Source organism: Massilia varians (assembly GCF_027923905.1).
Lineage (GTDB): Bacteria > Pseudomonadota > Gammaproteobacteria > Burkholderiales > Burkholderiaceae_D > Telluria > Telluria varians_B.
In genome coordinates this window covers 5,289,228-5,307,234 of sequence record NZ_AP026966.1, presented here as the reverse complement: position 1 = coordinate 5,307,234, position 18,007 = coordinate 5,289,228, and the positions used below count along the sequence as shown (strand labels likewise).

Annotated in this window: 18 protein-coding genes; 6 read left to right on the top strand and 12 right to left on the bottom strand. The window is 67.5% G+C overall.

The genetic code is table 11. The features are described 5' to 3' along the window. Positions 1 to 127: 127 nt before the first annotated feature. From MasN3_RS23910 to MasN3_RS23895, 4 genes are read left to right on the top strand one after another with little or no spacing between them, the layout of a single operon-like run. Entirely contained in the window at positions 128 to 904 is a 777-nt protein-coding gene (locus MasN3_RS23910; RefSeq protein WP_281910801.1) for a DeoR/GlpR family DNA-binding transcription regulator, read from the top strand. Then, positions 901 to 2,058, top strand: a complete 1,158-nt coding sequence (locus MasN3_RS23905) for an MFS transporter (protein ID WP_281910799.1) — start codon at positions 901 to 903, stop codon at positions 2,056 to 2,058. The genes MasN3_RS23910 and MasN3_RS23905 overlap by 4 nt, the downstream gene beginning before the upstream one ends. Before the next feature lie 9 nt (positions 2,059 to 2,067). Continuing rightward, on the top strand, positions 2,068 to 2,334 hold the full coding sequence (locus MasN3_RS23900; protein ID WP_281910797.1) for a hypothetical protein: 267 nt from the start codon (positions 2,068 to 2,070) through the stop codon (positions 2,332 to 2,334). A gap of 30 nt (positions 2,335 to 2,364) precedes the next feature. Continuing rightward, a complete protein-coding gene (locus MasN3_RS23895) occupies positions 2,365 to 2,895 on the top strand; it encodes a dihydrofolate reductase family protein (RefSeq protein ID WP_281910795.1) in 531 nt (176 codons plus the stop codon). Positions 2,896 to 2,898: 3 nt separating this feature from the next. Here the strand turns inward: MasN3_RS23895 and thpR are convergent, their stop codons facing one another. The 7 genes from thpR to hda form a co-directional block, all read right to left on the bottom strand. Then, positions 2,899 to 3,414, bottom strand: a complete 516-nt coding sequence (thpR, locus tag MasN3_RS23890) for an RNA 2',3'-cyclic phosphodiesterase (protein ID WP_281910794.1) — start codon at positions 3,412 to 3,414, stop codon at positions 2,899 to 2,901. 9 nt (positions 3,415 to 3,423) lie between these two features. Further along, on the bottom strand, positions 3,424 to 4,272 hold the full coding sequence (panB, locus tag MasN3_RS23885; RefSeq protein WP_281910792.1) for a 3-methyl-2-oxobutanoate hydroxymethyltransferase: 849 nt from the start codon (positions 4,270 to 4,272) through the stop codon (positions 3,424 to 3,426). 66 nt (positions 4,273 to 4,338) lie between these two features. Further along, the gene (locus MasN3_RS23880) at positions 4,339 to 4,686 is read right to left on the bottom strand and encodes a DMT family protein (protein ID WP_231056248.1); all 348 of its coding nucleotides are present in this window, start codon (positions 4,684 to 4,686) and stop codon (positions 4,339 to 4,341) included. Positions 4,687 to 4,688: 2 nt separating this feature from the next. Continuing rightward, positions 4,689 to 5,162 (bottom strand): 2-amino-4-hydroxy-6-hydroxymethyldihydropteridine diphosphokinase, encoded by a 474-nt coding sequence (folK, locus tag MasN3_RS23875; RefSeq protein ID WP_281910789.1) that lies wholly within the window; start codon positions 5,160 to 5,162, stop codon positions 4,689 to 4,691. Beyond that, positions 5,159 to 6,544 carry a polynucleotide adenylyltransferase PcnB gene (pcnB, locus tag MasN3_RS23870; protein WP_281910786.1) on the bottom strand — a complete coding sequence of 462 codons (1,386 nt, stop codon included), beginning with the start codon at positions 6,542 to 6,544 and terminating at the stop codon, positions 5,159 to 5,161. The genes folK and pcnB overlap by 4 nt, the downstream gene beginning before the upstream one ends. After that, positions 6,537 to 7,211, bottom strand: coding sequence for an HAD family hydrolase (locus MasN3_RS23865; RefSeq protein ID WP_281910784.1), 675 nt, complete (start codon positions 7,209 to 7,211; stop codon positions 6,537 to 6,539). The genes pcnB and MasN3_RS23865 overlap by 8 nt, the downstream gene beginning before the upstream one ends. Next, positions 7,208 to 7,891, bottom strand: a complete 684-nt coding sequence (gene hda, locus MasN3_RS23860) for a DnaA regulatory inactivator Hda (RefSeq protein ID WP_281910782.1) — start codon at positions 7,889 to 7,891, stop codon at positions 7,208 to 7,210. The genes MasN3_RS23865 and hda overlap by 4 nt, the downstream gene beginning before the upstream one ends. A gap of 226 nt (positions 7,892 to 8,117) precedes the next feature. Here hda and purM point away from each other — a divergent pair, with 226 nt between their 5' ends. Both purM and ltrA read left to right on the top strand, forming a co-directional pair. Then, the gene (gene purM / locus MasN3_RS23855) at positions 8,118 to 9,161 is read left to right on the top strand and encodes a phosphoribosylformylglycinamidine cyclo-ligase (protein ID WP_281910781.1); all 1,044 of its coding nucleotides are present in this window, start codon (positions 8,118 to 8,120) and stop codon (positions 9,159 to 9,161) included. A gap of 438 nt (positions 9,162 to 9,599) precedes the next feature. Beyond that, the gene (ltrA, locus tag MasN3_RS23850) at positions 9,600 to 10,961 is read left to right on the top strand and encodes a group II intron reverse transcriptase/maturase (protein WP_370662375.1); all 1,362 of its coding nucleotides are present in this window, start codon (positions 9,600 to 9,602) and stop codon (positions 10,959 to 10,961) included. Between the two features lie 108 nt (positions 10,962 to 11,069). Here the strand turns inward: ltrA and MasN3_RS23845 are convergent, their stop codons facing one another. The 5 genes from MasN3_RS23845 to MasN3_RS23825 all read right to left on the bottom strand — a co-directional run bounded on the left by MasN3_RS23845 (position 11,070) and on the right by MasN3_RS23825 (position 17,906). Beyond that, positions 11,070 to 13,115, bottom strand: a complete 2,046-nt coding sequence (locus tag MasN3_RS23845) for an alpha/beta hydrolase family protein (protein WP_281910779.1) — start codon at positions 13,113 to 13,115, stop codon at positions 11,070 to 11,072. A gap of 142 nt (positions 13,116 to 13,257) precedes the next feature. Further along, positions 13,258 to 15,318 (bottom strand): sodium:solute symporter family protein, encoded by a 2,061-nt coding sequence (locus MasN3_RS23840; protein ID WP_281910777.1) that lies wholly within the window; start codon positions 15,316 to 15,318, stop codon positions 13,258 to 13,260. After that, positions 15,315 to 15,620: a DUF4212 domain-containing protein gene (locus tag MasN3_RS23835; RefSeq protein ID WP_281910776.1), complete on the bottom strand. Its 306-nt coding sequence runs from the start codon at positions 15,618 to 15,620 to the stop codon at positions 15,315 to 15,317. Before MasN3_RS23835 ends, MasN3_RS23840 begins: the two co-directional genes overlap by 4 nt. Further along, positions 15,610 to 17,208, bottom strand: a complete 1,599-nt coding sequence (locus tag MasN3_RS23830; RefSeq protein WP_281910775.1) for a sensor histidine kinase — start codon at positions 17,206 to 17,208, stop codon at positions 15,610 to 15,612. The genes MasN3_RS23835 and MasN3_RS23830 overlap by 11 nt, the downstream gene beginning before the upstream one ends. Then, positions 17,205 to 17,906, bottom strand: a complete 702-nt coding sequence (locus MasN3_RS23825) for a response regulator transcription factor (RefSeq protein WP_281910774.1) — start codon at positions 17,904 to 17,906, stop codon at positions 17,205 to 17,207. Before MasN3_RS23825 ends, MasN3_RS23830 begins: the two co-directional genes overlap by 4 nt. Positions 17,907 to 18,007 lie beyond the last annotated feature (101 nt).

Sequence of the window (18,007 nt, the reverse complement as noted above, 5' to 3'; positions counted from 1 at the left end):
CTATGGCCGAAGCGGCAACTGCTGTATGCACGACGGCAAGATTTCGCCGGCTTCGACCGTATTATTGCGTTTATGTGCGCGTTTGTGCGTGTTCGCGTAGGATTCCTGGGATTGAACGGGAGAGAACATGCAGCTTGCAGAAGAACGGCGGCAATCGATCATCGAGGCCGTCGAGCGTGAAGGGCGGGTGCTGGCGGCCGAGCTGGCCCAGCGCATGGACACCTCGGAAGACACCATCCGGCGCGATCTGCGCGAGCTCGACGCCGCCGGCCTGCTGCGCCGCGTGCACGGCGGCGCGGTGCGGCGCACGCGCGAGGCCAGCTTCGGCGAGCGCGTCGAACGCGACCCCGCCAGGAAGAGCGCGTTGGCGCACGTGCTGCGCACGCTCATCCGCCCCGGCGACACGGTGCTGATCGACGCCGGCTCCACCAACCTGGCGCTGGCGCGCCTGCTGGAAGACGGCCAGGCTGCGGCCATCGTCACCAACAGCCCGCAGCTGGCGCTGGCGCTGGGCGACTTCCGCCGCACCCGCATCGTGCTGCTGGGCGGGACCTACCACGCGGCCAGCGGCGCGGTGCTCGGCGCCCGCACCCTGGCCGAGCTGCAGCAGCTGCGCGCCGACCTGTGCATCGTCGGCGTGTGCGCGCTCGACCCGGAACGCGGCCTGGCCGCTTCCGACGCCGAGGAAGCCGGCATCAAGGCCGCCATGGTGACGGGCAGCGCGCGCAGGGCGGCGGCGCTCCTGAACGAACGCCTGGGCGACAGCGCGCCCTTCGCCTTTGCCCGGCTGGCCGAGCTCGACCACCTGGTGCTCGAAGACGACGCGCCGTCCGACACCATTGCCCGCCTGCGCCAGGCGCATCCGGCACTCGACCTCCAGCTTGCCCCGAAAGCCCGCACATGAACCACGATTCTTCCGCGCTGTCCGCGGCGCGCTGGTCGATCTCGACCGTCTTCCTGCTCAACGGCGCCGGCATCGGCCTGTGGGCCGCGCACGTGCCGATCGTGCAGGCGCGCGCCGGCATCGACCTGGCCACGCTGTCCATGGTCCTGTTGACCATCGCGGCCGGGGCCCTGCTGGCCATGCCGCTGATGGGCGGTTTCACCGCGCGCTGGGGCACGCGCCGCATGACGCTGCTAGCGGGCTTCGCCTTCGCCGCGCTGCTGGCCGTGCTCATGGGCGTGAGCGACCCGCGCCTGCTGTTCCTGGCTGCCTTCGCCTTCGGCATCAGCAACGGCGCGCTGGACGTGGCGATGAACGCCAACGCCAGCGAGGTCGAGGCCGCGCGCGGCATCCCGACCCTGTCGTCGATCCACGGCTTCTACAGCCTCGGCGGCCTGATCGGCGCGGGCCTGGGCGGCCTGCTCATCGGCCAGGGCTGGGGCGACGGCAGGGGCGCGCTGGCGATGGCCATCGTGACCGCGGCCGTATTGGCGTTGGCGGCGCCGCGCGTGATGGCCTTCGCGCCGACCATGGATGCGGGCAGCCACTTCCAGCTGCCGCGCGGCGCGGCGCTCGGCCTGGGCCTGCTGGCCTTGCTGTGCTTCGCGGTGGAAGGCGCGCTGGTCGACTGGAGCGCGCTCTTGATGCAGGAGCGCACCGGGGCCGCGCCGGCGCAGGCGGCGCTGGGATTTTCCGCGTTCTCGATCGCGATGGCGGCCTGCCGCTTCGCCGGCGACCGCATGATCCTGCGCTTCGGCGCGCTGCGCGTGATGGTGCTGGGCGGGCTGGCGATGTTCGCCGGCCTGGCCACAGCGGTGCTGAGCACCCACTTCCTCTTGACCGCCGCCGGCTTCGCCCTGATCGGCATCGGCGCGGCCAACGTGGTGCCGCTGCTGTTCGGCGCCGCGTCGCGCATCCCGGGCATGAGCGCCGGCGCCGGCGTGGCGGCGGTGGCGACGCTGGGCTACGGCGGGCTGCTGCTGGCGCCGCCGGTGCTGGGCTATATCGCCTCGCATGCGAGCATCATGGTGGCGCTGGGCTTGCTGTCGCTGTCCGGGCTGGTCATTGCCATGAGCGCGCGCATCATCAGGGTACAATCCGGTCCTACCAACTAGGAGCACACGATGAAACGCACGGACCTGGCAAAGCGGGAAGCCGAAAAACTCAAGAACCAGATGGGCGCGCAGAACGCGGGCTTCGGCGGCGCCGCCAGGAATGCCGTGCCCGACCGGCGCGAGCAGCGCGAACGCGAGCGCGCGCTGGGACTGGTGCCTTTCGCCGTCAAGCTCAACGGCGAGCTGGTAAAGCAGCTGCAGGCGCTGAGCAAGGAACGCGGCATCGAGCTGAACGAACTGGTTGCCGAGCTGCTGCAAAAAGGCTTGTCGGCCTAGCTTTCTTCATTCAAGGGAAAGGAATCAGGCATGGCCAGGCTTGTATTCGGAATGAACCAGTCCCTCGACGGCTACGTCGACCACGAGGCCTTCGGGCCCAGCCCCAGGCTGTTTCGCCACTTCATCGACGAAGCGCAGGCGCAAACGGGCAGCATCTACGGCCGCAAGCTCTACGAGATCATGCGTTACTGGGACGAGGATCGTCCGGAATGGGGGCCGGACGAGCAGGCCTTCGCGCTGGCCTGGCGCCGCCAGCCGAAGTGGGTGGTGTCGCGCACCCTGCGCTCGGTGGGACCGAATGCCACGCTGCTGGGCGGCGATCCCGGCGAGGCGGTGCGCCGGCTGAAGGCCGCGCACGAGGGCGAGATCGAAGTGGCCGGTCCCGCTTTGGCCGCCAGCCTCGGCGCGCTCGGCCTGATCGACGAATACCGGATTTACCTCCACCCGGTCGTGCTCGGCGGCGGCACGCCGTATTTCGCCGGTCCCCGGCCGCCGCTGCGCCTGCTGGCGCACGAGCGCATCGACGAGGACGTGCTCAGGCTGCGCTATGTGCCTGCCTGAGCCTCAGGCGTACGCGCGCAGCACCGTATAGACGCCATTCTCCGACGCCACCAGCGCATAGCCGCGCACATCCCACACGATCGGCGCACCGTCCGCGGGCACGGTCGCGCCGGCGGCGCGGCGCGCCATGGTCACGTGCGGGCGGTAGCGGCGCGTTTCCGGCTGCAGGCCGAGCGCGCCCAGCGCATCCGACAGGCGCGCGTGCAGGGCCGCGAGGGCCGGCGGCGTCAGGGTCGGTTCGAGCACGGCGATCCCGTTATGCCATAGCGCGGCGCGGGTGAGATCGACGCGGAAGGGTTCGAACGGGACGGCAAAGCCGTCCAGCAGTTGGGGCAGTCGATCGCTCGGCAGGCTGCCGAGGAAGTGCAGGGTGAGGTGTAGCTTGTCGGCCTGGACCGGGGCGGCGCCCGCCGGCCAGGTCCAGGCGTCGCGCCATTCGCTCAGGAGATGGCGCACGTCCGGCTCGGGCCACAGGGCCAGGAACAGACGGGTGGTGGGCGTTCTCGCCGGTCCGTCCATGCGTGCCTCTCAGAAGCAGTGTTCCGACGCCGGGAAGCTGCCGTCCTTGACCGCCGCCACATAGCTGCTCACGGCAGCGTCGATGCTGGTCTGGCCGTCCATGAAGTTGCGCACGAAGCGCGCCTTGCGGCCCGGGAAGACGCCCAGCAGGTCGTGCATCACCAGCACCTGGCCCGAGCAGTCCGGGCCGGCGCCGATGCCGATGGTCGGGATGGCCAGCAGTTCGGTGACTTCCTTGCCCAGCGCTGCCGGAATCGCTTCCAGCACCACCAGCGAGGCCCCGGCCGCCTGCAGCGCCAGGCCGTCGGCCTTGAGCTGCTCGGCCGCCGCATCGGTCTTGCCCTGCACCTTGAAGCCGCCGAAGGCGTGCACGAACTGCGGGGTCAGGCCGATGTGGGCGCACACCGGGATGCCGCGCTCGACCAGGAAGCGCACGGTCTCGGCCAGCCAGGCGCCGCCCTCGATCTTGACCATCTGGGCGCCGGCGCGCATCAGGGTGACCGCGTTGTTGTAGGCCTCGACCGGGGTCGTGTAGCTGCCGAAGGGCATGTCGGCCAGCACCAGGGCCAGCTTGTTGCCGCGCGCGACGGAGGCGGTGTGGTAGGCCACATCCTGCACCGTCACCGGCAAGGTCGAATCGTAGCCGGCGCAGACCATGCCCAGCGAATCGCCGATCAGGAGCACGTCCACGCCGCAGCGGTCCATCAGCGAGGCGAAGCTGGCGTCGTAGGCGGTGAGCATCGCGATCTTGTCGCCGGCCGCGCGCATCGCCAGCAGCGCGGGCGCGGTCACGGCCTTGCGGACGGGTTTCGGGGCATCGTTGGCAGACGGTTCCTGACCCTCTAGGTAAGCGCTCATGGAAATCCTTGTAAAACGGTCGTTCGAAAACGCGTAGTGTAATGCGCCGGGCGCAAACGTGCAGCCTCAGGACCGAAAGATGAAGTACACCGCGCCGACCAGGCACAGCGCCGCCCACACGTAATCGAGCTTGAACGGTTCGTTCATGTAGAGCATGGCGAAGGGCACGAACACGCTGAGCGTGATCGCCTCCTGCATGATCTTGAGCTGGGCCAGGCTGAACTGGGTGTGGCCGATGCGGTTGGCGGGCACCTGCAGCAGATACTCGAACAGGGCGATGCCCCAGCTGATCAGGGCCGCGACGTACCAGGCGCGGTTGTTGAGGCTCTTTAGGTGGCCGTACCACGCGAAGGTCATGAAGATGTTCGACAGCACCAGGAGGCCGGCTGTCTGGAACCAGATGGGCAGTCCCATGCTCAGCCTATCTTCTCGACCGCCTGGCTGGCCACCAGCGGCAGGTGGTCGCGGATGGGGCCGACGCCGGGAATCACGAGATCAGGGGCGATCTCGGCCAGCGGCGCCAGCACGAAGCCGCGCTCGTGCATGCGCGGGTGCGGCACCGTCAGGGTGTCGGTGGCGATGAGCTGGTCGCCGTACAGCAGCAGGTCGAGGTCGAGCGTGCGCGGCGCATTGCGGTAAGGGCGCTCGCGGCCGTGCGCCTGTTCGATGTCCTGCAGTGCCTGCAACAGCTCGAAGGGATCGAAGCTGGTGTCGATGCAGGCCACCGCGTTGATGTAGTCGGGACCGCTCGAGTCGACCGGCGCGGTGCGGTACAGGCCGGACGTTTCGATGATCGTCGAACCGTCCAGCAGGGCCAGGCGGCGCAGCGCGTCCAGCACGTTGGCCCGGGCGTCGCCCAGGTTGGCGCCGATCCCGACGTAGGCGATCATTCCTCGCCGCCGCCCTGTGCGGCCGGCGCGCCCTCGCCGTCGTTGCGGCGGCGCGGGCCGCGGCGCGGCGGGCGCTTGCGCTTCTGGCCCTCGCCGCGGCCTTCGCCGCGCTGGCTGGCGGAGGCCAGCAGGGCTTCGCGCTCGCCGCCTTCGGCCGCGTAGAACGCGGTCCACCATTCGCCGATCTCGCCCGGCAGTTCGCCCGATTCGCAGCGCAGCAGCAGGAAGTCGTAGCCGGCGCGGAAGCGCGGGTGCTCGAGCAGCTTGAAAGGCGCCTTGCCGGTGCGGCGCTCGAAGCGCGGCTGCATGGCCCAGATGTCGCGCATGTCGGTGGCGATGCGGCGCTGCAGGGCCAGGTTCTCGGTTTGGGTGCCGAGCACGTCGTCGGCCGCCAGGTGCAGGGCCGGGATCGGCGACTCGCCGGCGGCGCGGTAGGCGTTCCATTTTTCCAGCACCTGGTGCCACAGGAGCGAGGCGAACAGGAAGCCGGGCGAGACGCCCTTGCCGGCCTTGACGCGGCCGTCGGTCGATTCCAGGGCGAGCGTCACGAACTTCATGCCGATCGGCTGTTCCAGCACCACGTCCAGCAGCGGCAGCAAGCCGTGGTGCAGGCCGGCCGAGCGCAGTTCCTTCAGGCAGGCCAGCGCATGGCCCGACAGCAGGAGTTTGAGCATCTCGTCGAACACGCGCGCGGCCGGCACATTGTCGATCAGGGGCGCCATGACGGGAATCGGGGCGCGCGTGGTCGGCTCGATGGTGAAGCCGAGTTTCGCGGCGAAGCGCACCACGCGCAGCATGCGCACCGGGTCTTCGCGGTAGCGCGCTTCCGGCACGCCGATGATGCGCAGGGTCTTGGCGCGGATGTCCTCGATGCCGCCGTGGTAGTCCAGCACCGTCTGGGTGGCCGGGTCGTAGTACATCGCGTTGATGGTGAAGTCGCGGCGCGCGGCATCCTCGTGCTGGGGGCCGAAGTTGTTGTCGCGCAAGACGCGGCCGTGCTCGTCCTTCGGCGCGTTGTCGCTGCCGTTGCCGCGGAAGGTGGTCACTTCCAGCAGGTCCTGGCCGAACATCACGTGTACGATCTGGAAGCGGCGGCCGATGATGAAGGCGCGCCGGAACAGGCGCTTGACCTGCTCGGGCGTGGCGTCGGTGGCGATGTCGAAGTCCTTGGGCTTGACGCCCAGCAGCAGGTCGCGCACGGCGCCGCCGACGACGAAGGCCTTGAAGCCGGCTTCCTGCAGCGTCTGGGTGACCGTGATCGCGTTGCGCGAGACGTTGCGCGGGTCGATCTTGTGCTCTTCAGGACCCAGGATAACCGCCTGGGTCGGGTCGCGGCCGTCGTCCTTGACGCCCAGGATCTTGCGGATGAATTTCTTAATCATTGAAGAGATGAATAGTTGGCCAACCCTGCGATTGCGCGTGGGCGGCGAGCTTCGCGCTCGGGTTGGTGGCGACCGGATGGCTGACGATCGATAGCAGCGGCAGGTCATTGTGCGAGTCGCTGTAGAAGTGGCAGCGTTCGAAGTCCTCGAAGCGCGCGCCCAGGCGCTCCAGCCAGGCATGCATGTGGGTGACCTTGCCGGGGCCCGAGGTCGGGGTGCCGAGCAGCCTGCCGGTCAGCTTGCCGTCGGCGTCGTACTCCGGCATGGCGCCGATGTGGTGTTCCACGCCGAAGCGCGCCGCGATCGGCGCCGTGATGTGGTGGTTGGTCGCGGTGATGATGGCCACCAGGTCGCCGGCGTCCTGGTGTTGGCGCACCAGCGCCAGCGCCTGCGGCCGGATCGCGGGTTCGATCACCTCGCGCATGAAGCGCGCGTACAACGCATCGAGCTCGGCGCGCGGGAAGCGCGCCAGGGTGCCGAGGGCGAACTCGAGGTATTCGACCGGGTCGAGCACGCCGGCATTGTACTGGGCGAAAAATTCGTCGTTACGGCGGCGGAAGGCGGTTTCGTCCACCGCGCCGACACGGACCAGGAACTCGCCCCATTCGTAATCCGAATCGATCGGAAGCAGGGTGTGGTCGAGGTCGAACAGCGCAAGGTTTTTCATTCTTTGGGTTCCGACTGCTGGTTTTCTTGCAGCAACAAATCACGCAGCAGCGGGACGGTGACGGGGCGCTGGGTCTCGAGCGAATACTGGTCGAGGGCGTCCAGCATCGTCGCCAGCGACCGCATGTCGCGCTTGAAGTGAGACAACAAATAGGGTAACACGCTGGCCGACAGCGTCAAACCGCGCGCTTCGGCGGCCTGGGTCAGCGCGGCGATCTTCTCGTCGTCCGACAGGCCCTTGATCTGGTAGACCAGGCCCCAGCCCATGCGCGTACGCAGGTCTTCGCGCACCCCCAGCACCGCCGGCGGCACCGGGCCGGTGCTCACCATGTAGGCGCCGTGCTCGCGGATCTGGTTGAACAGGGCAAACGCGTCGATCTGGCGCTGGGGCGACAGGCGATCGGTGTCGTCCAGCAGATACAGGGTGACGTCCGGGCTGTGCACGAACTGGTCTTCCGGCGCATCGAAGGGGATGTAGCGCGAGGCCGGGCTGGCGGCCAGCGCCTGCAGCAGGTGGGTCTTGCCGGCGCCGGTGTCGCCCCACAGGTAGGCGAAATGCTCGCGCGAAGCACGCTGCGCGAACTGGTGCATCAGGTGCGCCAGTTCGGCATTCTCGCCCACCTGGAAGGTGTCGAGGCTGTGCGCCGGTTCGGCGCCTAAATCGAGCACCAGCTGTTTCATGGCGTTATCAAGCCTGTGCTGGAGTTCATCGTTGCACCACCAGCCGGAGCGCCAGTCGGCACGTGGATTGTGTAGGCTCCGGGATCAGGAAAAAGGGCATGCCGATATTGTTATTCTGTTAAGCCAAGTAGAAACGGAAGTTCGATAGAGGCTGTTTTGCTAAAATAGCGGATTGACCAGGTTTGGGTCGCCGCCTTCTATTTTACCGCCTCCGCTGCCAAATACCATGAGCCAACCATCTAATGTTTCCCTCTCCTACCGCGACGCCGGCGTCGACATCGACGCGGGCGACGCCCTGGTCGAAGCGATCAAGCCGTTTGCCAAGCGCACCATGCGCGAAGGTGTCCTCGGCGGCATCGGCGGCTTCGGCGGTCTGTTCGAGATCAGCAAGAAGTACAAGGAACCGGTCCTGGTGTCGGGTACCGACGGTGTCGGCACCAAGCTCAAGCTCGCTTTCGAGCTGAACCGCCACGACACGGTCGGCATCGACCTGGTCGCGATGAGCGTCAACGACATCCTGGTGCAGGGCGCCGAACCGCTGTTCTTCCTCGACTACTTCGCCTGCGGCAAGCTGGACGTGCCGACCGCCACCGCCGTGGTCAAGGGCATCGCCCAGGGTTGCGAACAGTCCGGCTGCGCCCTGCTGGGCGGCGAGACCGCCGAGATGCCGGGCATGTACCCGGACGGCGAATACGACCTGGCCGGCTTCGCCGTCGGCGCGGTCGAGAAGTCGCAGCTCATCGACGGCAGCAAGATCGTCCCGGGCGACGTGGTGCTGGGCCTGGCCTCGTCGGGCATCCACTCCAACGGCTACTCGCTGGTGCGCAAGATCATCTCGGTCGCCAAGCCGGACCTGGAAGCCGACTTCCACGGACGCAAGCTGGCCGACGTGCTGATGGCCCCGACCCGCATCTACGTCAAGCCGCTGCTGGCCCTGATGCAATCGATGGAAGTGAAGGGCATGGTGCACATCACCGGCGGCGGCCTGGTCGAGAACATCCCGCGCGTGCTGGGCGACCAGCTGACCGCCGTGCTGGACGCCAAGTCCTGGACCATGCCGCCGCTGTTCCAGTGGCTGCAGCAGCACGGCGGCGTGGCGGATGCGGAGATGCACCGCGTGTTCAACTGCGGCATCGGCATGACCGTGATCGTCTCGAAGGACAACGCCGACGCCGCCATGGCGCAGCTGCAGGCGGCCGGCGAGACCGTGTACCGCATCGGCGAGATCCGTGCGCGCGAGGAAGGCCAGGCGCAGACGATCGTGCAGTAAGCGATCTTCTGATGCGAACAAAAACGGACGCCGAGGCGTCCGTTTTTGTTGTGCGCCCAGCATGGGCGCACTCTTGCGGGTGCAAGTCCCGCCGTAAGCTGACCACAGCGAGCGAAGTGAAGCGCAACTGCGTAAGGGCGACCGAGCGTGGGGAGGAAGCGTGGAGCGAAACTGCGAGCCGATGGACAAGAACCGAATAGAAGGCGCTGCCGAGCAGGGCGAGCGGGCAACATTCCGCGAAGCTCTTGTGGTCAAAGCGAGGCGGCGTAAATTCGGCGGTTGTGCAGGGAAGGAGTGCGTTCTTACCTTGGGGAGATCTCGCCTCATGCCTGAAAGGGCGACGTGGCGACACGGAGCGAGAAGTCAGCAGAGGCCATAGTAGCTGAGTTTTTTTTTCAGCGAAGGGCTGAACGAGTAGGAGTGTCGAACAACTTGTCGATGAATCGTGTACGGCATCAGATGCCCGCATCAGCGGGGCGGGTCGCGGCAAGGCGGGGTGAAGCCTCGTCCGATGCAACCAGCGATGAAACACGACTCCCGCGACAGGAACTGGAAGACACAGGGCGAGACTTGCTTGTGCAAGCGCTCGCGAGGGAGAACATGCAACGCGCGTGGAAACGCGTGAAGACGAACAAGGGAGCCGCAGGCGTCGATGGTCTGGACATTGCCCAGACCGGACAGCACCTGAAGCACGCTTGGCCTGCCATCAGGAAGCAACTGTTGGAAGGCACGTACCGACCCATGCCGGTGCGGCGCGTCGGCATTCCAAAGCCGGACGGAAGCGAGCGTGAACTGGGAATACCCACCGTGACCGACCGTTTGATTCAGCAGGCACTATTGCAGGTGCTGCAACCGCTGATCGATCCCACCTTTAGTGAACACAGCCACGGGTTCCGGCCCGGCCGGCGTGCGCGTGATGCCGTGCTTGCAGCACAGCAATACGTGCAACAAGGCTACCGCACCGTGGTCGACGTCGATCTGTCGAAGTTCTTTGATCGGGTCAACCACGACATCCTGATCGACCGCCTAAGGAAACGCGTGAACGACGCCGGAGTTATCCGGCTGGTACGCGCCTACCTGAACGCGGGGATCATGGATGGCGGCGTGGTGGTCGAGCGGGGAGAAGGGACGCCGCAAGGCGGACCGCTCTCGCCGCTTCTGGCCAACGTGCTTCTCGACGAGGTGGATCGGATGCTGGAACGACAGGGGCATCGCTTTGCCCGCTATGCCGATGACTGCAACGTGTACGTGCGCAGCCAGAAGGCAGGCGAGCGGGTAATGATCTTGCTCAAGCGCCGGTACGACAAGCTGCACCTGAAGATCAACGAATCGAAAAGTGCAGTGAGCCGGGCGTTTGGCCGCAAATTCCTGGGCTATGAGCTGTGGATGGGCCCTGAAGGCGAGGTGAAACGCGCGGTGTCGAAGAAGGCGCTGGAGGCATTCCGGCAGAAGATCAGGCAACTTACTCGTCGATCAGGTGGACGCAGCATTGCCGAGGTAATTGATGGGCTGCGTAGCTACGTATTGGGATGGAAAGCATATTTCGGACTGGCGCAAACCCCGACTGCCCTGCGAGAGCTGGACAAGTGGATGCGCCACCGTCTACGTGCAATTCACCTGAAACAGTGGCGATGTGGGCCTACCATCTATCGAGAGCTGCGAAAGTTGGGGGCAACGCCGAAAGTCGCTGCTCTGGTTGCGGGGAACAACCGCAGCTGGTGGCGCAACAGCAGGCTTGCCCTGAACAACGTCCTGACGATTGGCTACTTTGACCGTCTTGGCATGCCTCGCCTCACTTAACCTCAACTACTCGAACCGCCCGGTGCGGACCCGCATGCCGGGTGGTGTGGGAGGGGTCGGTCAGCATGCTGACTGCCCCTATCCCGATTGCGGTGTTGTCGTGTCCTGCTATTTCGCCGCGCCGGCGCCGATGTGACGGTCGAGGAAGCGCTCGACCCGGTCCCAGAAGTCGACCTGGTTCTTCGGCAGCGACCAGCCGTGACCTTCTTCGGGATACTCGACCCATTCGACGTTCTTGTTGGTCTTCATGACGGCGTCGCGGAACCTGGTGCCGTGGTTGATGGGCACCCGTTCGTCGGCGCCGCCGTAGGCCAGCAGCAGCGGCTGGGTGATGCGGGCGGCCTGCTCGATCGGCGAGGTGGCCTTGAACTGGGCCGCGTCCTGGACCGGGTCGCCAACCCTTTCCGGCATGCCGTAGGCCTTGAACTCGTCCGAAGTGTCGTTGGCGAAGCTCCAGCCGCCGTTGTACAGAAGCTTGATGTCGGTGACGCCCACCCAGTTGATGCCGCATTTGTACAGGTCCGGATCGTTCACCAGTCCCATCAGCGTGGCGTAGCCGCCATAGCTGGCCCCGGCAATGCAGACGCGCTTGATGTCGACGATGCCCTTGTCCGCCGCCCAGCGCACGCCGTCCGCGACGTCGTCCTGCATCGCCAGGCCCCATTGCTTGAAGCCGGACGTGAAATGCTTGAGGCCGAACCCCAGGCTGCCGCGGAATTCCGGCTCGAGCACGGCGTAGCCGCGCGACGCCAGGAACTGCGAGTACGGGTGCCAGCCCCAGGAGGCGCCGCGCACCCAGGGGCCGCCATGGACCAGCACCACCATCGGCAGCCCGGTGCGCTTCGCGCCCGGCGGCAGCGTCAGCAGGGCCGGGATCTCCAGGCCGTCGCGCGCCTTGTAGCGGACGAACTGCTGGCGTCCCATCTGCCCCGGATTGATCTTCGGACGCGCGTCGGCGATCTTGTTCAGCAGCTTCGTCTGCGTGTTGTAGAGCGAGTAGGTGCCGGGCATGACGTCCGAGTACGACCACACCAGCACCCACGGCGACTCGGGCTGCGCCGGGACCGAGACGATGTTGATGGTCGACGGCAGCAGCTTGTCGACCGAGGCCTGGATCGTCTTCATGCCCGGGTCGAACCATTCGTTCGACTCGGCATCGGTGCGGAAGCGCACGCCCAGCACCTTGTCGCGGTTGGCCACCAGGCTGCCGTCGAAGTCGTAGCCGGCGGTGACCAGCACCGGCTGCGGGTCGATCTTGCCGGTGGCCGGGTCGAGAACGTGGACCGAGGTCGTATCGCGTCCGCCGCTACGCGCCCGCACGAACAGCTTGCCGTCCGACGCGAAACCGATCGGATCCAGCTCCTTGCTGCCATCGCCGAAGGTCGGGAAGCTGGCCAGCACGCGCCACGCCTGGCTCGACGGATCGCGGTAATGCAGCGTGGTCGTGTCGCGCTCCTGCGAGGTGGCCAGGCGCGGTTCGCCCTTGTGGTCGAGTGTCCAGCTGCGCACGTTGGCGACGGGGCGGGGTACGGTTTGCGTGGCCCCGGTCAGGGTATTCAGGCGCAGCAGGTCGACACTGCGCACCTCACGCGCGGCGTCGAGATTGTTGCTGGTGACATACACGTACTCCGAATCCTGGGCGCCTTCCTTGTCAAGCATATAGGTGTGCCAGGGCAGGACCTTGCGCGTGCTGCGCGTGCCGTGGGTCGCGCGATAGCCGGTGCGGTCGGCCAGTTCCACGAAGCGCCCGCCGTCGTGGTCGACGGCGTACAGACCGGGCGCATAGCGCCTGTTGCCCTCGCCTACGCCTTTCTCGCGGGTGTCGAAGAGCAGGCGCTCGTTGCTGATCCACTGGAACTCGCCGATGCCGGCGTCGGTGTACGAGGCGACGACCTTGGCGCTGTTGGACTGCAGGTCCACTACCACCAGCGCGTCGCGCCGGTCGGGTGTGCTGGAGCGCGCGGCCAGGTAGCGCGCGTTCGGCGACAGCTTGGCGTCGCTGACCGGAGAACCGGAAAAGAAGCTGGCGATCGGCGGCACGGAAGCCACGGCCGGGACCGGCGCCTGTGTTTGCGCGTGGGCGCCAGGCAGGGCGCAGGCGACGCTGGCGGCCAGCGCGGCGCCGGCCAGTGCACGCAAGAGGGATGGTGTCATGTCAAATCGTGAAGTGAGTCGTTCCGGAAAAAGGCGACCCAACAATAGCAGCCGCCGCCGCTCACCGGAACCCTTTGGATGAGATCCATGCCCCATGCATATATGCTGTCGCGCCGACGCACAACCAGGAGTGCGCAATGCTCTACGGCTCCTCCTCCGGCGCCCGGATGTAATCCACCATGCCCATGCTCGCATGGCTCGGCGGCGCGCTCAGCAGGCTGCCGATCACCGTCGCCAATAGCCCGGCCGGCACCCCGAACACGCCGGCCGCCAGCGGCTGGATGCCGAGCCAGGACTGGTCCAGGCTGCCGCCCAGGGTCGGGCTGGCGCGCAGCATGTACCACAGGCAGACCAGGAAGCCGGTGACCATGCCCGCCATCGCTCCCATGTGGTTGGCGCGCTTCCAGAACACGCCCAGCACCAGCACCGGAAACAGCGTGGAACCGGCGAGCGAGAAGGCCGCGCCGACCAGGGACAGGATATCGGCGGGCTTCTGCGAGGCGCTGTAGGCGGCGATGAAGGCCACCGCCAGCAGCAGCAATTTGGAGATCGTCACCCGCTTCTGGGTCGAGGCGCCCGGATCGACCATCTTGTAGTACACGTCGTGCGACAGCGCGTTGGAGATCGCCAGCAGCAGGCCGTCGGCCGTGGACAGGGCCGCGGCCAGGCCGCCGGCGGCGACCAGGCCCGAGATCACGTAGGGCAGGCCGCCGATCTCGGGCGTGGCCAGCACCAGCACGTCGGCGTCGATCGCGATCTCGGCCAGCTGCACCACGCCGTCGCGGTTGATGTCGGCGATGCTGAGCAGGGGGTTGACCTTGTCCACGCTGGCCCAGTACGAGACCCAGGTGGGCAGCGCCGAGAAATCGCTGCCCACCAGTGCGGTATAGATGTCGTACTTGGCCAGCACCGCCAGCGCCGGGATGGTCAGGTAGATCAGCAGGATGAAGAACAGGGTCCAGAACACCGACACCCGGGTCTCGTTCACCGAGGGCGTGGTGTAGGCGCGCATCAGGATGTGGGGCAGGGCGGCGGTGCCGAACATCAGGCAGAACACCACGGCCAGGAAGTTGTTGCGGCGCTTGTCCGATTCCTCTTCGGTGGCGCCGGGGAAGGGCACCGTGTGCGGCACTGGCGGGCGGGCGCGCGCCAGGTTGGCGTCGCGCTGCTCGAGCCACAGGACGCGCGCCTCGTCGGCCGACCCCGGGTAGGTATTCAGGGCCCGCTCGGCCTGGCGCACCTCGACCAGCGAGGCATTGCTGGCGCGTACCGCTGCCAGGCTGCGCTGCGCTTCCAGCTTGCCGGTCTCCCACGAGCCCGGCAGGGCGGCCAGGCGCGCGGCGTACTCGTCGGCGCGGCGCCGGAACTCGGCCCGCACCTGTTCCTCGCGCGGGTCCTTCTCCAGCTGCTGTTCGCGCGCGGCCAGCTTGGTCAGCAGCGAGCCGTAGGCCACCTGCGGGATGGGGTTGTCGGCATGCTTGGCGGCCAGCCAGATGCTCGGGATCAGGAAGGCCACCAGCAGGATGATGTACTGGGCCACCTGAGTCCAGGTGATGCCGCGCATGCCGCCCAGGAACGAGCACACCAGGATCGAGGCGAGGCCGAGGAAGATCCCGACCGAGAAATCGACGCCGGTGAAACGCGAGGCGATCAGGCCGACCGCATAGATCTGCGCCACCACGTAGGTGAAGGACACCAGGATGGTGGCGGCCACCGCCAGCGCCCGCACCGGCCCGCCGCGCCCGCCCGCGCCGCCGCCATAGCGCACCGCCAGGAAGTCCGGAATGGTGTATTGCCCGAACTTGCGCAGGTAGGGCGCGATGAGCAGGGCCACCAGCACGAAGCCGCCGGTCCAGCCCATGATGTAGGCCAGGCCGTCGAAGCCATACAGATACAGGCCGCCGGCCAGGCTGATGAAGCTGGCCGCCGAGATCCAGTCGGCGGCCGTGGCCATGCCGTTGAACAGGGCCGGCACCCGGCGCCCGGCCACGTAGTACTCGGTGACGTTCGAGGTGCGCGCCACCACGCCGATGGTGGCGTACAGGACGATGGTGGCGAACATGAAGATGTAGCCGATCCACAGGCGCGGCATGCCTTCCTGCTCGAGCAGGGCCAGGGCGACCAGGAACAGGGCGAAGCAGGCGGTGTACCAGAGGTAGTAGCGCGACAGCTTGCGGAAATAGGGCGGCTTCTTCGCGCTCATGCGCGCTCCCGCGCGGCGTCCGGATACAGGCGGTCGAGCCGGCGCATGCGCCAGGCGTAGAACACGATCACGGCGAGCGAGACCAGGGAGGCGCCCTGCGCCGCCATGTAGAAGGACAGCGGCCAGCCGAACACGGTGAAGCGCGACAGCTCGCGCGCGAAGAACACGGTGCAAAAGCCGGTGCACAGCCACACCACCAGCAGCGCCGCGGTCAGCCGGCGCGTGGCCTGCCAGTGCGCGGCGCGGGCGGCTGCCAGGCGCGCATGCGGATCGCTGGGCGCAGTCGGGGAATCAGTCGGCATCGATGGGTTCATGGACGGGAGGCGGGAAGGTCAGGCGGAACAGGCTGCCCGGATACTTGGGCGAGTGGCTGCGCGGATTGTTGAAGATGTCGATCTCGGCGCCGTGCTGCTGGGCGATCTCGCGCACGATCGCCAGCCCCAGGCCGCTGCCCTGCACGTTGCTGCCGAGGATGCGGTAGAAGCGCTCGAACACGTTGGCGCGCTCGCTCGGCGCGATGCCGGGGCCGGTGTCCTCGACCTCGAGCAGGGCATGCTCGCCGTCGCGCCGCACGCGCACCGTGACGCTGCCGCCCTGCGGGGTATAGCGCAGCGCGTTGTCGATCAGGTTCGACAGCAGTTCGCGCAGCATCAGCGCGTTGCCGGCGATGTGCAGGGTTTCGTGCGCGGGCATGTCGGGCGATCCGGGCGATTCGTAGCCGAGGTCGATGCCGTGCGCGAACGAGGCCTGCACCCAGTCCTGCACGGTGGCGCGGGCCAGCTGGGCCAGGTCGATGTCTTCGAAAGCGAGGCCGGCGTGCGGCTGGTTCTCGGCGCGCGCCAACGCCAGCAGCTGGTTGACCAGGCGCGTGGCCGATTCCGAGCTCTTGGCCAGCTGCTCGAGCGAGCGGTGGATCTCGCCCGGGTCGACCTGGCGCAGCGCCAGTTCGGACTGCATGCGCATGCCGGCCAGCGGGGTCTTCATCTGGTGCGCGGCGTCGGCGATGAAGCGCTTCTGCATCTCGACGGTCTGGCCCAGGCGCTCGAGCATGTCGTTGAAGGAGCCGACCAGCGGCGAGATCTCTTCCGGCACCTGGCGCGGGTCGATCGGCGACAGGTCGTCCTGCGCGCGCGCGCGGATGCGCTCCTGCAGCTCGGCCAGCGGGGACAGGCCGCGCGACAGGGCGAACCAGACCAGCGCCAGGATCACCGGCAGGATGATGAACTGGGGCAGGATCACGCCCTTGATGATCTCGTTGGCCAGGTGGGCGCGCTTGTCCAGGGTTTCGGCGACCTGCACCAGGGCCAGGCTGGGGGCGGCGCCCGCCGGGCGTGGGCGCAGCGGATCGAGGTTGACCCAGGAATAGGCAACCCGCACCGGCGTGCCGTGGATGCTGTCGTTGCGGAACACCACGGTGCCGCTGGGGCTGCGTTCGTCGGCGTCGGGGCCGGTCCGGCGCGGGCGCGGCAGGTCGCGGTCGCCGTCGAGGTGGGCGCCGTCCGGCCCGCTGATCTGGAAATAGACGCTGTCGACGTCGTCGGCGCGCAGCACGTCGGTCGCGCTGCCGGGCAACTGCACCTCGGGCCGGCCGGCCACCGTGCGGATCTGCTGCGACAGCACGGTGACGCGGTCTTCCAGCGCGTCGTCGAAAGGCTGGTTGGCGATCGACTTGGCCACCAGGTAGGTGATCGCGATGCTCATCGGCCACAGCAGCAGCAGCGGGGCCAGCATCCAGTCGAGGATCTCGCCGAACAGCGAATGGCGGATGTTCTCGTCGGGTTCGGGATTGGGCGGGACCCAGGGCCGGTGCCCGCCCGCCGGGAAGGGCGCGAACGGGTCCTGCCCCGCGCCTGGCGGCGTGTCGGCATGCCCGCCTTCGTGCTCGTTCACTTGTTTTCTGGGGCCGGTGCGCGCGGGGCGTCGGAGTACTTCTCGAGGCAGTAGCCGAGGCCGCGCACGGTGGCGATGCGCACGCCGCCGACCTCGATCTTCTTGCGCAGCCGGTGCACGTAGACCTCGATGGCGTTGTTCGAGACTTCCTCGCCCCATTCGCACAGGTGGTCGACCAGCTGCTCCTTGGAGACCAGGCGCCCGGTGCGCGCCAGCAGCACTTCCAGCAGGCCCAGCTCGCGCGCCGACAGGTCGAGCATCTGGTCGTTGATGTAGGCGCTGCGGCCGACCTGGTCGTACACCAGCGGGCCGTGCCGGACCACGGCGGGGCCGCCGCCGGCGCCGCGCCGGGTGAGGGCGCGCACCCGCGCCTCCAGCTCGGACAGGGCGAAGGGCTTGGCCATGTAGTCGTCGGCGCCGAGGTCGAGGCCCTCGACGCGCTGCTCGACCGAGTCGGCGGCGGTGAGGATCAGCACCGGCAGCAGCGAGGAGCGCGCGCGCAGGCGGCGCAGCACTTCCAGGCCGGACAGCTTGGGCAGGCCGAGGTCGAGAATCAGGAGGTCGAACTCCTGGGTGGACAGGGCCGTATCGGCATCCTGGCCGTTCTTGACGCAATCGATGGCATAGCCGGACTGGCGCAGGGAACGCGTTAGCCCATCGGCAAGTACGCTATCATCTTCGGCGAGCAGAATTCGCATGGGGCTACCTCAGTATTTCGTTAGACCTTTGACAGGCCCTATTGTGTTTGATTTATCGCAACAATGCGAGTCTTACGGATAGCAACACCGCGACTTTTTTC

Bases quoted from the DNA above. Each gene is read 5' to 3' on its own strand.
- pcnB (WP_281910786.1), bottom strand. From the start codon at position 6,544: ATGATTAAGAAATTCATCCGCAAGATCCTGGGCGTCAAGGACGACGGC.
- folK (WP_281910789.1), bottom strand. From the start codon at position 5,162: ATGATCGCCTACGTCGGGATCGGCGCCAACCTGGGCGACGCCCGGGCC.
- MasN3_RS23845 (WP_281910779.1), bottom strand. From the start codon at position 13,115: ATGACACCATCCCTCTTGCGTGCACTGGCCGGCGCCGCGCTGGCCGCC.
- MasN3_RS23865 (WP_281910784.1), bottom strand. From the start codon at position 7,211: ATGAAAAACCTTGCGCTGTTCGACCTCGACCACACCCTGCTTCCGATC.
- MasN3_RS23900 (WP_281910797.1), top strand. From the start codon at position 2,068: ATGAAACGCACGGACCTGGCAAAGCGGGAAGCCGAAAAACTCAAGAAC.
- MasN3_RS23895 (WP_281910795.1), top strand. From the start codon at position 2,365: ATGGCCAGGCTTGTATTCGGAATGAACCAGTCCCTCGACGGCTACGTC.
- MasN3_RS23835 (WP_281910776.1), bottom strand. From the start codon at position 15,620: ATGCCGACTGATTCCCCGACTGCGCCCAGCGATCCGCATGCGCGCCTG.
- MasN3_RS23840 (WP_281910777.1), bottom strand. From the start codon at position 15,318: ATGAGCGCGAAGAAGCCGCCCTATTTCCGCAAGCTGTCGCGCTACTAC.
- thpR (WP_281910794.1), bottom strand. From the start codon at position 3,414: ATGGACGGACCGGCGAGAACGCCCACCACCCGTCTGTTCCTGGCCCTG.
- MasN3_RS23825 (WP_281910774.1), bottom strand. From the start codon at position 17,906: ATGCGAATTCTGCTCGCCGAAGATGATAGCGTACTTGCCGATGGGCTA.
- MasN3_RS23905 (WP_281910799.1), top strand. From the start codon at position 901: ATGAACCACGATTCTTCCGCGCTGTCCGCGGCGCGCTGGTCGATCTCG.
- hda (WP_281910782.1), bottom strand. From the start codon at position 7,891: ATGAAACAGCTGGTGCTCGATTTAGGCGCCGAACCGGCGCACAGCCTC.
- panB (WP_281910792.1), bottom strand. From the start codon at position 4,272: ATGAGCGCTTACCTAGAGGGTCAGGAACCGTCTGCCAACGATGCCCCG.
- MasN3_RS23880 (WP_231056248.1), bottom strand. From the start codon at position 4,686: ATGGGACTGCCCATCTGGTTCCAGACAGCCGGCCTCCTGGTGCTGTCG.
- purM (WP_281910781.1), top strand. From the start codon at position 8,118: ATGAGCCAACCATCTAATGTTTCCCTCTCCTACCGCGACGCCGGCGTC.
- ltrA (WP_370662375.1), top strand. From the start codon at position 9,600: ATGAATCGTGTACGGCATCAGATGCCCGCATCAGCGGGGCGGGTCGCG.
- MasN3_RS23910 (WP_281910801.1), top strand. From the start codon at position 128: ATGCAGCTTGCAGAAGAACGGCGGCAATCGATCATCGAGGCCGTCGAG.